Origin of the sequence: Tsukamurella sputi (genome assembly GCF_007858445.1) — a bacterium.
Taxonomy (GTDB): domain Bacteria; phylum Actinomycetota; class Actinomycetes; order Mycobacteriales; family Mycobacteriaceae; genus Tsukamurella; species Tsukamurella sputi.
Genome location: NZ_VIGV01000003.1, coordinates 37,622 through 51,879, shown reverse-complemented (window position 1 = coordinate 51,879; position 14,258 = coordinate 37,622). Strand labels below are relative to the sequence as shown.

At 68.0% G+C, this 14,258-nt stretch carries 14 protein-coding genes; 7 read left to right on the top strand and 7 right to left on the bottom strand.

The genetic code is table 11. The annotated features are described in order from the left end of the window. Positions 1 to 20: 20 nt before the first annotated feature. The gene (locus FK268_RS09735; RefSeq protein ID WP_146433527.1) at positions 21 to 1,151 is read left to right on the top strand and encodes a DUF5938 domain-containing protein; all 1,131 of its coding nucleotides are present in this window, start codon (positions 21 to 23) and stop codon (positions 1,149 to 1,151) included. Further along, the gene (locus FK268_RS09730; protein WP_146433525.1) at positions 1,148 to 2,629 is read left to right on the top strand and encodes a class I adenylate-forming enzyme family protein; all 1,482 of its coding nucleotides are present in this window, start codon (positions 1,148 to 1,150) and stop codon (positions 2,627 to 2,629) included. The genes FK268_RS09735 and FK268_RS09730 overlap by 4 nt, the downstream gene beginning before the upstream one ends. On the opposite strand, the gene FK268_RS09725 is transcribed toward FK268_RS09730, so the two are convergent. Genes FK268_RS09725 through FK268_RS09715 form a run of 3 tightly spaced genes read right to left on the bottom strand, consistent with a single transcriptional unit; the run spans position 2,626 to position 4,984 of the window. Next, entirely contained in the window at positions 2,626 to 3,249 is a 624-nt protein-coding gene (locus tag FK268_RS09725; RefSeq protein ID WP_146433523.1) for a cyclase family protein, read from the bottom strand. The two genes, FK268_RS09730 and FK268_RS09725, sit on opposite strands and share 4 nt — an antisense overlap. Further along, positions 3,246 to 4,592, bottom strand: coding sequence for a purine-cytosine permease family protein (locus FK268_RS09720; protein ID WP_231707010.1), 1,347 nt, complete (start codon positions 4,590 to 4,592; stop codon positions 3,246 to 3,248). The genes FK268_RS09725 and FK268_RS09720 overlap by 4 nt, the downstream gene beginning before the upstream one ends. Continuing rightward, positions 4,589 to 4,984 (bottom strand): YybH family protein, encoded by a 396-nt coding sequence (locus tag FK268_RS09715; RefSeq protein WP_146433521.1) that lies wholly within the window; start codon positions 4,982 to 4,984, stop codon positions 4,589 to 4,591. Before FK268_RS09715 ends, FK268_RS09720 begins: the two co-directional genes overlap by 4 nt. 221 nt (positions 4,985 to 5,205) lie before the next feature. Between FK268_RS09715 and FK268_RS09710 the strand changes: the two genes are divergently transcribed. Then, on the top strand, positions 5,206 to 6,090 hold the full coding sequence (locus FK268_RS09710; RefSeq protein ID WP_146433519.1) for an Lrp/AsnC family transcriptional regulator: 885 nt from the start codon (positions 5,206 to 5,208) through the stop codon (positions 6,088 to 6,090). Between the two features lie 10 nt (positions 6,091 to 6,100). Here FK268_RS09710 and FK268_RS09705 read toward each other — a convergent pair whose 3' ends face one another. After that, positions 6,101 to 7,681 carry a multicopper oxidase family protein gene (locus FK268_RS09705; protein WP_231707009.1) on the bottom strand — a complete coding sequence of 527 codons (1,581 nt, stop codon included), beginning with the start codon at positions 7,679 to 7,681 and terminating at the stop codon, positions 6,101 to 6,103. Further along, complete coding sequence (locus FK268_RS09700) at positions 7,678 to 8,100, bottom strand: hypothetical protein (RefSeq protein ID WP_146433517.1); 423 nt, start codon at positions 8,098 to 8,100, stop codon at positions 7,678 to 7,680. Before FK268_RS09700 ends, FK268_RS09705 begins: the two co-directional genes overlap by 4 nt. Positions 8,101 to 8,282: 182 nt before the next feature. On the opposite strand from FK268_RS09700, the gene FK268_RS09695 reads away from it, so the two are divergent. Then, positions 8,283 to 8,750, top strand: a complete 468-nt coding sequence (locus tag FK268_RS09695) for a MarR family winged helix-turn-helix transcriptional regulator (protein WP_146433515.1) — start codon at positions 8,283 to 8,285, stop codon at positions 8,748 to 8,750. 240 nt (positions 8,751 to 8,990) lie between these two features. On the opposite strand, the gene FK268_RS09690 is transcribed toward FK268_RS09695, so the two are convergent. Continuing rightward, positions 8,991 to 10,481 (bottom strand): NlpC/P60 family protein, encoded by a 1,491-nt coding sequence (locus tag FK268_RS09690; RefSeq protein WP_126195761.1) that lies wholly within the window; start codon positions 10,479 to 10,481, stop codon positions 8,991 to 8,993. A gap of 283 nt (positions 10,482 to 10,764) precedes the next feature. On the opposite strand from FK268_RS09690, the gene FK268_RS09685 reads away from it, so the two are divergent. Continuing rightward, on the top strand, positions 10,765 to 11,130 hold the full coding sequence (locus FK268_RS09685; RefSeq protein ID WP_040765956.1) for a BlaI/MecI/CopY family transcriptional regulator: 366 nt from the start codon (positions 10,765 to 10,767) through the stop codon (positions 11,128 to 11,130). A gap of 57 nt (positions 11,131 to 11,187) precedes the next feature. Next, positions 11,188 to 12,159, top strand: coding sequence for a M56 family metallopeptidase (locus tag FK268_RS09680; RefSeq protein WP_019201638.1), 972 nt, complete (start codon positions 11,188 to 11,190; stop codon positions 12,157 to 12,159). Positions 12,160 to 12,354: 195 nt separating this feature from the next. Here FK268_RS09680 and FK268_RS09675 read toward each other — a convergent pair whose 3' ends face one another. Beyond that, a complete protein-coding gene (locus tag FK268_RS09675; protein WP_019201637.1) occupies positions 12,355 to 12,891 on the bottom strand; it encodes a hypothetical protein in 537 nt (178 codons plus the stop codon). A gap of 221 nt (positions 12,892 to 13,112) precedes the next feature. On the opposite strand from FK268_RS09675, the gene FK268_RS09670 reads away from it, so the two are divergent. Further along, entirely contained in the window at positions 13,113 to 14,231 is a 1,119-nt protein-coding gene (locus tag FK268_RS09670; protein ID WP_158635062.1) for a prolipoprotein diacylglyceryl transferase family protein, read from the top strand. The last annotated feature ends 27 nt before the right edge of the window (positions 14,232 to 14,258 follow it).

The window sequence follows — 14,258 nt, the reverse complement described above, 5'->3', positions numbered from 1 at the left end:
ATCCAACCCCGACAAGGAGAATCATGAGCAACAAGCCGGTAGTGGTGTACGGCGCCTCGGGATACACGGGCCGTCTGGTCTGCGAGTACCTGCGCGAGTACAACGTGCCCTTCACGGCGGCGGGCCGCGACGAGGGCAGGCTGACCGAGTCCATGGACAAGAACGTCGCCGGTATCGAGACCGCCGACTACGAGGTCGTCCAGGTCGATCACGACGTGGACGCGCTGACCGACCTGTTCCGCGGCAGTTCCGTCGTCCTGAACACGGTGGGGCCCTTCATCAAGTTCGGCGACGCGGTGGTGCAGGCCAGCCTGAACGCCGGTGCGCACTACAGCGACACCAACGGCGAGCAGGACTGGATGATCCACTGCGACGAGGCCTTCCACCAGCAGTACGCCGACGCGGGCCTGCTGCTCGCGCCCGGCATCGCCCAGATGTACACCACCGGCGAGATCGCGGCGCAGATCGCGCTGGAGACACCGGGACTCGACACCCTGGACATCGCGGTCTTCTGGGGCGGCAGCCCGACCATCGCCTCCACCCGCACGATCCTCGTCAACGCGGCCGGCGGCGACGCCTTCTACCTCGAGCAGAACCAGTACACCCCGTTCGACCCGGCGCAGGGCCTCGTCCCGCTCGTGGTGCCCGGGCAGCACGAGCTGGCGCAGTCCCTCCCCTGGGGCGGAACCTCGCACCCGGTGTGGTTCAAGCGCGATCCGCGCGTGGCCAACTGCAAAGCCCAGGGCGGCGTCTTCAACGCGGCGCTCATGAACAACGTGCCGGTAATCGTGGCGCAGGCGCTCGAGGCCACCAAGGACATGTCGCCGGAGGAGCGCGCCGACGCCCTCGACGCCGTGGCCGCACAGGTGATGAACTCGATGCCGCCGCGGGAGAATCCACGCGTGAACAAGTCTCTGGACTCGGTGCACGCCTCCGGTCCGCTCGGCCGGGCGCACGTGGTGATCCACGGCAACAGCAACTACAAGCAGACCGGCCTGCTGCAGGCCTACGCCGCGTACTCGCTGCTGCAGCAGGCGCCGCGCCGGGTCGGCCTCGCATCCGCCTGCCAGGCCTTCGGTCACCGTGAGCTCGAGGGCGTGCTGCGCACCTTCGGACTCATCTCGGAGCCGATCGTGACGGTCCATCGATGACGGTGCTCGACCTCCCCGAGGTGCCCGCCCTCCCGGAGATCCGGGCCGCGCGGGCACCGTCGGACCCGGCGATCGCGGATGACCGGCTCGCCCTGTCGAACGAGGACTTCGCGGCGGCCGTCCGGACCGCGGCGACCCGGCTTCAGGGGTTCGGCGTCGAGGCCGGCGACGTCGTCGGTCTCCTGCTGCCGAATCGCGTCGAGCTGGTGGTCGCGGTGTTCGCCGCATGGCGACTCGGTGCCGCGGTCACGCCGATCAACCCCGCCCTCGCGCCGCCGGAGATCGCCTATCAGGCAGCCGATGCCGGTGCGCGGGTACTGGTGACCGAGGCCGGTGTCGATACCCCCGACGGCATCGCGGCACTGCCGTGCGACGAGCTGCTGGCCGCGGTCGACGGCAGCGACTCCCTGCCGGTGCAGGTGCGCCCCGGCGATCTCGCCCTCCTCATCTACACCGCGGGAACGACCGGGAAACCCAAGGGCGTCATGATCACCCACGGGAACATCGGGGCCATGACGGCGTCGTTCATCGAGCACTTCTCCTTCACCGAGCGCGATCACAGCCTGCTGGTGCTGCCGCTGTTCCACGCCAACGGCGTCGTTCTCGGCACGCTCACCCCGCTGCGGGCGGGCGGCCGCACGACGATCGTCGGGAGGTTCCGGCCGGACGAGTTCTTCCCGGCGGTGGAGCGGCATCGGCCGACGTACTTCTCCGCGGTGCCCGCGATCTACGCGATGCTCACCGCGCTGCCGGCGGACGTGACGCCCGATTCCACGTCGTTGCGCTTCGGGATCTGCGGCGCCGCACCGATGCCCGTCGATCTCATCGAGCGGTTCGAGACCCGGTTCCGCGTGCCGATCGTCGAGGGGTACGGACTCTCCGAGACCACCACGGCCTCCGCGATCAACCCGCTCGACGGCCCGCGCAAGCCCGGCACCGTCGGGCCTCCCCTGCCCGGCCAGCGGATCCGCATCGTCGACCGGGCCCTCCGCGACGTTCCGCCCGGGGAGACGGGCGAGGTGCTCATCGCCGGCGACGTGGTGATGGCGGGGTACCTGAACCGGCCCGACGCCACCGCGGAGACGATCGTCGACGGGTGGCTGCGCACCGGCGACGTGGGGCTGCTCGACGAGGACGGCTACCTGCGCCTGGTGGATCGGGTGAAGGACATGGTGATCCGCGGCGGCGAGAACATCTATCCCAAGGAGATCGAGGCCCAGCTGTACCGGCACCCGGAGGTCTTCGAAGCCGCCGTGATCGGCCGCCCGCACGAGGTGCTCGGAGAGGTGCCCGTCGCGTACGTCTCCCTGCGCGAGGGCGCCACCGCCACCGCCGACACGCTGCTCGACGGGCTGCGCAGCGAGCTGGCGAAGGTGAAGGTCCCCGTCGACCTGATCCTGCTCGACGAGGTCCCGAAGAACCCCGTCGGCAAGATCGACAAACCCACCCTCCGGCAGCGGGACCGCGCCCGGGACTAGGTCTGCAGCGCGAGGGCGCGGACCGGGGCACCGTCGAACGGCCCGACCTTGAGCGGATGGATGCCGACCTCGCAGACCGGCGGGAGGGCTGTGAGACCGCGCAGGTTCTCGACGATGAGACCGTCGCGCCCGAGCACCGCGGCGTGCACCGGGAAGTCCTCGGAATCGATGGGATCGGGGCTGTAGCAGTCCACGCCGAGGACCCGCATACCGCGCTCCCACAGCGCCTGCGCCGCCTCCGGCGCCAGCGCCGGGTGCTGCCGGTACCGCTCCGTCCCGAACCACCGGTCCCACCCGGTCGCGATCAGCACGATCGAGGGGAGCCGCGCCGGTAGATCGCCCAGGTCCGCCACACCGATCGTGCCGGCGGCTCCGCCGCCGACCTGGAGTACCGCGGCGGTCCCGATCAGCTCGTCGACGGACACCTCGTCCATCGTGCGCCCGCCCGCCACGGTGTGGCAGGGCGCATCGACGTGCGTACCGCTGTGGGTGGAGAGGTGCAGCGCGGTCACGGCCACCCCGTCGGTCTCCTGCGTCAGGGCGGGTTCGATCGCGATCGGCGGATCGCCCGGGTACTCGGTGCCGGGCTGCAGGGTGTGCGTCAGATCGATCCAGCTCATGACCTCACCGGTTCCGGTGCGCCACTGCGAACAGCCGCGCTCGCGGCCCAGTACAGACCAGCGCTCACCAGGAACGTGGGGACCGTGGCACCCACCGGGCTGACCCACAGGTAGGTGATCGCCGAGGAGAAGGCCACTCCCACGATCCAGACCACCACGGCGACCGGATTCCATCCGCCGCGGTACCAGTAGTCGCGCGACCCGGCCTCGGCGAGCGACGCGGCGTAGCGCCCGCGCCGCAGCACGTAGTAGTCGACGACGATGATCGCGAAGACCGGGATGAAGACGATGCCGATAGCGGTGAGGAAGGACGTGAACTTGTCCAGGAGCGCCAGCCACGCCGAGCCGGCGATCGATACGACACCGAGACCCAGTGCGGCGGGCAAGAACCGGATGCGTCCGGGCTCGGCGTTGACGAGCGAGGTAACCATGCCGTAGACGGCCATCGAGTTGGTGGCCATCACCGAGAAGAAGACCACGCCGGCGAGGGGCACACCGAACTCCGCCACGATCACCGTCGGATCGAAGGGCGGGGCGTCCTTACCGTTCGCGAGTAGCCAGGCGATCGCGGTGGCGCCCAGGGCCATCGCGGCAACCGTCGAGGCCACGTAGCCGAGCCCCGAGCCGATCACGCCGCCGCGCTCGCTCCGTGCGAACCGGTTGATATCGGCCGAGAGCACGGTCCAGGAGATCGCCGTCGCCACCACGATGTCGAAGATACCGAGGCCGCTGAGCCCCTCGGGATCGCGGGGCAGCGCGTCCAGCCGGGCGAAGCCGTCGCCGAACATGTCGATGAAGAGGTACGCCATGATCGCCAGGATCACCACGGCGAGAATCGGTTCCACCTTCGCGATGCCCGCGTGGCCGAAGATGGCCAGCGACACCACGATCACCTCGCACAGCACCGAGAACAGCGCGGGGTTCGAATAGCCGGTCTGCTGCTCGATCACGTAGTTGACGGTGACGCCGGCGAGCATGGCCTGCACCCAGCTCCATCCCATGAGCACGGCAATGTTGGCCGCCACGGGGATCCGGCTCCCGCGCACCCCGAAGGAGGCGCGGGTGAGGGCCATCGTCGGCAGTCCGGTGCGGGTTCCGACGTTCCCGACCGCCACCAGGACCAGGGCTCCGACGACGGTGCCCGCGAGGATCAGCCAGAGCGCGCCGCTCAGCGAGACCGACGGCACGAACAGCGTGCCGGTGAGCATCGTAGTGACGACGAGGTTCGCCGCGAGCCAGATGGCGAAGATGCGCCGCCCGCTGAGCTCGCCCCGCACGGCGGTCCCGTCGTCGGCTGAAGCGTGCAGGTGCGCATCGAGCCGGCGGTAATAGCGCAGCATCATGCGGCCGAGAGATGCTCGTGGACGGCCACGAGGGAGCCGTCGGGAGCCGTCGCGAAGACGATCGACTCGCGCTCGCGCGTCTCGGTCCGAGTACCGTCGCCGTCCTGCGTGACGGTGTGCACGTCGTGGCTGAAGACCGCCGTGCCGCCCAGGGCCGTCACGACCCGCGCGGTGCTCTCGCACGAGAGCACGCGCCATCCGGAGTCGACCCAGCCCGCCCACAGGCGCTCGTACTCGGCGCGGTCGGCCAGCGTGCGCGGTTCGGTGTGGAAGACGAAGGTCGCGCGCGGGTCGAAGCCCGCGAAGTAGGCCTCGGTGTTCGTCGCGGCGAAGGCCTCGATGATGCGATCGGCGGCCGCAAGCACCTCGCCCTCGGGGATCGTGTGCTGCATTTCATCTCCTGACCTGCGGTTCCCCGCTCCGGGTCGGCCAACTGTAAGCCCCATCACAGGGCTCCGCAAGCAGTTCGATAGTCGACTGATTCTCATCATGCGTGTTCTGCGCACCAGTCGCACCACAACAATGCCTTCTGCGATCGTCGGCGCCCCCGTTGGTGCACTATTGGCACAGCCGATCGGTCGAAAAGTCGGCGGAGGAAATCACGGGAGGCCCGATGGACGAGATCGATCGGATGCTGGTGGCGCTGCTCGACGGCGACGGGCGCAGGAGTCATCGCGAGCTCGCCTCGGCGGCCGGCATCACCCGCGCCACCGTCGCCGCCCGTCTGCGCCGCCTCCTCGACTCCGGGGCGTTCACGGTGCAGGGCGTCGTGCATCCGTCCGTGCTCGGCCGGGGCACAATCTGCTACGCCCGCATCCAGGTCGACGGTGCCGCCTCCCCCGTCGCGGAGGCCATCGCCGCACTGCCGGAAGTCGTCTACGTCTCGATCACCACCGGCCGGTTCGCGGTGGCCGCGGAGATCCGCTGCGGATCGGACGCCGCCGTCGACGCCGCCCTGACCCGCATGCGCGGTCTCCCCGGCGCGGTGCGCGTGGAAGCACTCGCCTATCGCGAGGTGATCCGGGACGCGGTCGGCCCGGTCGGCGAGGTCGCTGCGCAACTCGACGCTGCGGACCTCGCACTGCTCCGCGTCCTCGAGACCGACGGCCGGGCCTCGTACGTGGAGCTCGGCGCTGCGGCCGGACTGTCCGCCGCTGCGGCGCGACGGCGCGTGCTCCGCCTGGTCCAGGGGTCGGTGGTGCGGATCGGCCCGATCGTCAGCCGCGGCTCGGAGCACGCGCTGGGCATGGGGATCCACGCGCGCGGCTCAGCGCGGGACGCTGCACTCGATGTCGCGGCGGTCGCCGGAGCGCGCTTCCTCGCTCGCACCGTCGGCGCCTTCGATCTGTTGGCGACGGTCCGCGCGCCGTCGGCCGCCGGACTGGCGGACACCGTCGACGCTGTCCGCGCGCTGCCGACCGTCGCCGGCGTGGAGACATGGTCGCACCTGAGGTTCGTCAAGGAGTCGTACGCCTCCCTGAGCGAGGACCACCCGTAGAAGACGGTGGTCATCGACGAACCACGAGATTCGCCATCATCGCCATGTCTTCGTGTTCGAGGTTGTGGCAGTGCACGAGGTAGCGACCGGTGTAGTCCGTGAACCGGATCGCGATCTCGGCGCGTTCGCCGGCACCGAGATTCAACGTATCCTTCCAACCTCGGTCTTCCCGCCTCGGTTCGTCTCCGTTGACGCTGAGCACGAGGAAGGCGTTGAGATGCACATGTACCGGGTGGTTGAAGTTGCTGGTGATTCGCCAGATCTCCAGGTCTCCGAGCTCGGCGTCGATATCGGTTCGATGCGGATCGTAGCCGCGGCCGTTGACGAGCCAGCCGTGCCGGCCGTTGGCCATGGTTCCCATCTGGAAGTGCAGGTCACGAGTACGGACGGCGTCGGCCCGACGGACTGCCGGAATCGTCGTCAGGCGGTCCGGAACGCGTGAAGTGTCAGTGGCCTCTTCGGTGACCTCGAAACGGGCGACCTCGGTCATGCGACCCTCCCCGAGGTCGTTGACGATTGTGACTGTGTCGCCGCGGCGGAAGCCGCGGAGATCGAGGATCGTGTCGAACCGCTCGCCGGGCGCGATGTTCAGCTCGGTCAGGTCCTGGGGTGCCGACAACAGCCCGCCATCGGAGCCGATCTGGACCAATCCCGGAGCCTGCGCGTTGGAGCTGACGACGCGCAGCTTGTACACGCGGGCGTTCGAGGCGTTGAGCCACCGGAGCCTGTGCCGCACACCGGGTACCCGGTAGCGCGGCCATGGAACACCGTTGACGAGCATGACGTCCCCGAGCACCCCCGTCATGTACTGCTCCGTGACGCCGGGCGTCATCATCGCCGTAGCGTCGAGTGCGGGGTACACGAGCTGGCCGTCGTGATCGAACGAGCGGTCGCAGAGCATCATCGGGATGTCACGGTCGCCGGCGGGCAGGCCGAGGCTCCCGTCGTTCGGGTCATCGATGATGTACATGCCCGCGAGGCCGCGCCACACTGACGCACCGGTGAAGTCCATCCGGTGGTCGTGATACCAGAGCATGGCTGCTTCCTGCTGATTCGGGTACGTGTACGTCCTGCCGCCGGTGACGACCTTCGCCAGCGGGTCGGGCGCATGCATGCCGCTGTGGATGCCTGCGTGCGGATTCGGGGTGCGAGGAAGGATCACGTCCGTCGGATACCCGTCGGACTCCGCAGGGGTGTGACCGCCGTGGAGGTGCAGGACCGTGGGAACCTCGAGGTCGTTGACGAGGTCCACGGAGACCGGTCGACCTCGCGTCGCCCTGATGGTCGGCCCCGGGAACTGACCTTCGTAGCCCCAGATCTCGGTGTGATACCCCGGGAGAATCTCGATGCGGCGCCGCTGCTGGACGAACCGGTAGCGCTCTCCCCCGGCGTCGACGAGGCGGGGTGTTGCGCTGCGAGGCACTGCGCCTACCAGCGAGTACGGTTCGGGTAGGCGGGCGGTGCTTTCGACGGTGTTTCCGACGACCTTCGCCCCGGACAGTTCCCATGCGGTCAACGCGCCGGCGGCCGCGACGCCGGCCGCAGCGACCAATCCGCGCAGTGCGGTGCGCCGTGAGATCCGTGGGTTCACTGGCCAGCACCGATTTCGTCCAGTACTCGCACCGTGGGCGCCGTGGGCGATCGAAGGGTTCGTGCCACGTGGTAGTAGCTCAGGGCGATCACCGCGACACCCAACGGAACGTGGACTGCGAGCAGGTTGATGTTGGCGACTGCAGCCTGGGTCGCGGTGCCGGCCACGAGGAGTCCAGCGACAGCCAATTCGGGCCCGAGACTGCGGCGACGGACGGCGCGGGCAGCGGCGACGATTGCCGTCAGGATCACGAGGGCGCCGAGTACGGACGCCATCTCGGTGTGGATCTCGATGGCCTCGAAGTCCCCCGCCATGAACCGTCCGGCCAGGGCCGCCTGACCCGTAGCGACCAGTGCAACGAGGACCGCGAGCGTCTTCGTCGTGACTGTCAGGACACGATCGCTTCTATCGCCCTGCATGAGTGATCCTGGTTCTCTGAGACAGCGGTGGGGATATCGATGCGACGCCCACTCCAGCGATCGAGCCGGGCGAGAGCCGCGGTCAGGGCCATATAGGTGCGTGCGCACGCACCTATAGTAGTTGAGGCAGTGCTCAGCGCCAACCTAGTGTTGGTGATGCCCGACCATGAGGAGTCTGCACCGTGCAGTTGAACCCCCCACCAGGCGCCGAACGCGGCGATGCCGATGACGCGTGGTACGCCGTCGTGCGGATGTACCACCGCATCTCGCACGAGGTCGATATGCAGCTGCAGGCTCGTCACGGCTTGTCGATGTCGACGTTCGAGGTACTTCTACGTCTAGCAGGACAGACCGAGCCGGTCCCGGTCAAAGACCTCGCAGCGGCGGTGCTCATCAGTCGCAGTCGACTGTCGCGCGTTCTCGGCGACCTGGCCGAGCGGGGTCTCGTCGTCAGGGGCGGCGAGCCCGGCGATCGCCGGATGACGGTCACCGAGCTCACCGAGATGGGACGCGAGGCATACCAGCAGGCCGCGCGGACGCACGATCAGATCGTCAACACCCACATGCTGAGCAAACTCCAGGAGAAGCAACTCCGCACCCTGGCCGAGGCCGGCGACGTGGTGGCGCCGGACACCTCGTTCGCGAACTGAGGGCGTCCCGCCGGAGCCGATCGCGCCGCAGGCGGAGTTCCGGGCAGGTGTAGGGTCCCGACCTACCTGGCGACTGTCAGCCTTCTCACCTGCACTGCATCACGCAGTCCCACGGAGTTGGCATCTCGCCAGTCCCAGCAACATGGCATTTCCACCACAGCATTCAGGCCGTCGCCGGACTCCCACTCCAGCAGCAGTACCGTTCCCACAGCCTTCGACAGGTCGTAACTAGAACTGGGTCTACGAATTGATCAGCCGGACCACGTAGGGCATCGCGCCGTCGGTGCGCAGCGGCGATACTTTGACCGTCGATCCGGACTCGGGTGCCTCAAGCATCTGGTTGTCACCCAGATAGAGCGCTTCGTGCTGGCTCGCATTCGGGCCGAAGAAGATCAGGTCACCCCGCTTGATCTCAGCGAGCGGAACCTTCTTGCCGATGTTGTACTGGTAGCCGCTGTAGTGCGGGAGCTTGATGCCGACGGCAGCAAATGCGAACAGCGTCAGGCCCGAGCAATCAAATCCCGGGTTCTCGAAGTCACGGAAGGTATCGGCAACGCCGCCGTCGCGGACCCCGACGGTGGGGCCGTTGATATCACCACCCCCCCAGGAATATCTGGTGCCGACCACCGACAGGCCCCGGGCAATGACCGTGTCAATCATTTGCTTGCCCGACATCGACGCGACTGACACAGGCGCTACTGGTGCCTGGATTGCAGGCACCTGGGCTGCCGCTTGAGCCGGGACCTGGGATGCGGTCTGCGGTTGCGGCGTGAACCCGAACAGGTTGCTCAGTTGCCCGAGCAACGACGACGCTGCGGTCGCGGCCGACGGTGGCCCCCCGGGCGCCGACACTGCCGGTGCCGCAGAAGGAGCCGCTACGGGTGTGCTTGCGTTCGGGGGTGCCGCCGGTGCAGGAGCCGGCTGCGAGGAAGGCACCGTCACTGTCTGCTGTTCGCTGACGACGTATTGGTCATAGATCCGCTGCTGACCTGCGGCATCCCCGGACTTCGCCTTCGCCTCGGCGAGCGCCCTTGCGGCCGTCTGCCGACGCAAATCCAACCGTCGGCGTTGATCGGTCGCCGAACGCAGCGCCTCCAGGGTCTGGGCCACCGACCCCTGCGCTCGGGTGCGGCGGTCGGCAGCCGCGCCAGCCGCTGCATCCGCGGAGATCTTCGCGATCCGCGCAGCATCGCGGCTCGATCGCGCCCGCCGCCGGGCGTCATTGAGGCCGGTGACAGTACCTGCCTGGGCGGCAGCAACGCGCCGAAGAACCGCAGTGCGGTCTACCGCCGTCTGCCCATCCGGGGCGGTCAGAGCATCCGCGACCCCGCCCGAGGTGTTCCCCTGCATGTAGGCGGCGCGGAGCATCTCATCGAGCCTGCGCTGAGCAGCATCCACTGCCTGGTCGGAAGCCACGGCCTCCCGATCCGCAACTACTACTGCATTCGTCGCGGCCCGCGCAGCGTCGGCGGCCAACGCCACGTCGATCACCGCCTTGTTCACCGACTGCCGCCGAATGTCAACGTCGTTCTGCAAAGCCGCGATCTGCTGATCAAAGTCCGCAAGGCGCACGATCAACGAAGGAACCACCGCGACCGAGTGACCTGCTCGAGGGTCGTCTCCCACGTGCCGCGCCCACGCAGGATCCGCTCCGCCGACCACGATCGCAGCCACGATCGTCACCGCCGCCGCCCGCTGCATTCCAGACGCCCATCGATGCTGATTCACCACGGAACATCTCCTTCAACGAGCCGACCGCCCCCCGCGGGGAGGTTGCGCCCACGCGAGGGGATCAGAAGCGGAATATTGTTGGTGCGCAATCTTTTTACGCAAAGTTTGACGCGCCGCACCGGCACCCCTTGAGTACCATCCGAACCGTACGTCACAGACGCCACAGAGGGAAGCGGTGATCGAGCAGATGCAGAGCCTTAACTGCCACCTACAATGGGGTTGGCCTGCGGTATTCAAGATTCAATCAAGATCCTGCTACTATCCACGATAGTACTAAGGAGGAGTGCGACCCTTGCCTGGTGAGTTGGAATCCGCGGTCATGCAAGTGCTCTGGGACAGTGAGCACGCCTTGAAGGTGCAGGAGGTGGTCGATGCCCTCGACACCGGGCGGGCACTGGCCTACACCACGGTGATGACGGTTCTAGACAACCTGCACCGCAAGCAGTGGGTCCAACGCGAGAAGGTCGGCAAGGCCTACTTCTACGAGCCGACACTCAGCCGCGCGGAGGCTGCGACCCAGGCGCTGCGTGACGTGCTGGATGCATCCGGCGATCCTGAGGCAGTGCTGCTGCACTTCACCGAGTCCGCGTCGGACGAGGAATCAAAGGTCATCCGGCGGGCACTACGCCGTCGGTCACGGCAGCAATAGACTAAGCCCGGTGCGCGAGATCCGAATCCGGACCCGGATGGAGGGAATGAGTACACGATGACGGTGTTCGCGGCATTGGTCGTCGCGGCGGCTGCGATCGCGGCTGCCGGACCTGTGCTGCTCACCCGCGCGGGGCGTACGCGGCTCGATCCAGTTGCCCTGCTCATCGGCTGGGTGGGAGCGCTGGCAATGCTTGGACTGCTGACGGCGTTAGCGATCGTGGCACTGTTGCTGCCGCTGCACGCAGACTACTCGGTAACCACTGCGTTCGGAGACTGCTGGTCCCTGGCGGTCCATGGCACCGTGCCGCAGGGACGCCGGGCGACCGGCGCCGCACTAGCCGCGCTCATTGCGGGCTCCGTCGTGATCTCCGGCGTGCGCTGCGTCTTCGTCCTCGCGCGCCGGCGGGCGGTCGCGACGTTGCATTGCGACCGAATAAGGCTGGTGGCCAGTCCAGCCGCCGGGGACGGCCGAGTGTGGTGCCTCGAGCACGACGCCCCCTTGGCATTCGCCATCGCCGCACCCAGGGGCGGGATGGTGGTGATCTCCCGCGGCCTACAGACCTTGTTGGCACCCTCCGAGCTGGCGGCAGTGCTGGCACACGAGCACGCACACCTCCGCGGTCGCCACCACCTGATCGTTGCCATCACTGAGGTCATCGGGCAGGTCCTGCGCCCGATCCCGCTGTGCCGGAACGCCCCGAGCGCCGTGCGGGAATTGGTCGAGGCGATCGCTGACGGAGCAGCAGCACGCCGTTGCGGGGCGGCCACGGTACACCGGGCCCTGCTGCAGATGGCCTCCGCACAATCGGTGCGGCAGCGATCAGGGACAGCCGGGCGGGGCCCTACTCTGGCGATGGCGACCACCGCGACCTCGGCGCGGGCCCGCCGCCTACAGCTCCCCGCAGCGAGCCGCAGTGCTCGCGTGCGCCACTGCGGCGCGGTCGCCGCGGCCACCGCCCTGGGATCAGCCGCTACGGTGGCGCTTGCAGCCCTCGTCGTGTCCGCTATTTCCTGCCCAGCGCTCTAGCCCGCTGCGCCCGTGGCGCAGCGTGACAGAGAGATTTGCCTGTTCCCCGGGGGGCCAACTGCGCAGCAACATCCGCTGCGACGCTTCATCGTGACTAGCGAGTGCGACCCACGAGTCGCATTTCAGCGACCGTACACCGAGTCCCGAGCGCCTACGTCCTTGAGCCACTACGCTCCGGTGCCGCTATTCGACGAGTCACGAATGCCGATGCCCGGCGGTCGTGTCCACAGCCACAGGCATCTTCGCCGAGGGGTCGCACACCCCGGCGGGGCATTCGCTCACCTGTAGCGGATGCTCAGGCTCGCCGCCCCGCCACGACCACCGTATCCCCCAGCGGGTGGCGACCGCGGCACCCATGGCGAGGGCCGAGACGACAGCAACCAGGGGCTGCAGCGGCGCCCACAGCGTCAACGCTCCCGACGCGCCCAACATCGCGACGACGACCTTGTTACACAACGGGCACCCCACCGCGAGCGTCGACAGGACCACACCGGAAGTGCCTCGCACAGCACCACGATTCCACCCGGCCACCACCGGAGCTGCCAGCCAGGCGGCCGCGAGAACGGTCACCACCACGAGGACGAGGTAGTCCCACCAGCGCACCGGCGTCATCCGGGTGAAGACAGGATTGGGAAGCACTCGGGAGGGGATCGCGATCACCAGTGCGATCAGCGCACCGCCAGCCGCTGCGTGCCACCACCGCACCCGTCCAATGACCGCCCTGCGGTTCATACCACTCACAGTGCACCCTCCTCACCTCGCGCTTGTCTTTCCTCGAACTCAGCATAACTACTAGATCACATAGTAGTTCTTGGTGGCGGGCCTGCCCGCCCCTCATCTACTATTCAACATAGTAGTTACCTACTAAGCGTGTTAGTAGCTCAATCTCGGGAGAGGCCTGATCGATGAAACATCTCTCTAGCGTGCCGGATCCAGACGTGGGCCTTCCAACGGTGACCGAATCCGTCGGCGCGCCGGTGCGGCATGACGCGGTGCAGGCGTCGGAGAGGATCTCGACGATCACCGGTCCGGTGGGCGGTTGCGACCCAGTGAACGAAGCGGAGCCACAAGGACTGTCCGCTACGTACGTGCTAGACGCGGTCAGCGCTCCCGGTGCGCTCCGGATGCAGTACGAGGGCCTACGGATCGGCGCCGAGGCCGACGATACGCAAGGGCGATTCACCTGCCAGCGCGATGTCAGTCTCGCGGCGGCCCGCGGGCGGCCGGTCGCTGTGACCGAGCGGCTATCGGGGATCCCGGCAGGCGAGTGGGATATTCGGGTGCGAGCAGCGTGGACACCGGCTGCGACGCAGGCGGGCGAGCTGGCGGGCGAGATGAAGCTTCCGGACCAGCAGATGCGGGTCCGGACGGTGTTCGCGCCTCTGGCACACGGGCCCGCGGTGGCAGCGTGGTGTTGGCCGCTGCTGGTGGGGCTCGGCGCTGTCGTCGCGGTCGCGCTCATGGCAGTGAACGTCTCCCTCGCTGGCGGCTCTGCATTCGCGGCGGTGGGGATCAGCGGTGTGGCCTGTGCTGTGGGGTTTCTCGGCGCGCGGTTGTGGTTCTTGGCAATCCATCGGATGCCGCTACGGAAGCTGCTGTCCTCCGGAGCCTGCATTCAGGGGTTCAACGCCGCTGCCGCGGTGGTCTTGGTGATGGGGGCGCCGGCGATCGGACTGTCATGGGGCGCGGTGCTCGATTCTGCTGCCCCGGCACTGCTCGCAGGGATGGCCGTCGGGAGGCCGGGGTGTTGGCTGACCGGCTGTTGCGCTGGAAAGGTCACCGTGTCGCGGTGGTCACTGTGGTCATCGGATCGGAGGGTGGCCGCTTCACGCTATCCGGTGCAGCTGTTTGAAGCTGCGGCGTGCGGGACGCTGGCGATAGGGGCCGAATTCCTGTTCCTGGGCGTCCGGCACTCGGGAGCGATCTTCGTGATCGGACTCGCTGCCTACGCGCTGGTCCGGCAGGTGCTGTTTCCGCTGCGCTCCGACCCGCACACTCGGTGGGGGCGTACCGCAGTCGCAGCAGGTGCTACGGCCGCGATCGCGGTGGCGATATGGGTGATGACGTTGTGACGAGTCGGCGGGGCTACCGGGATGTGC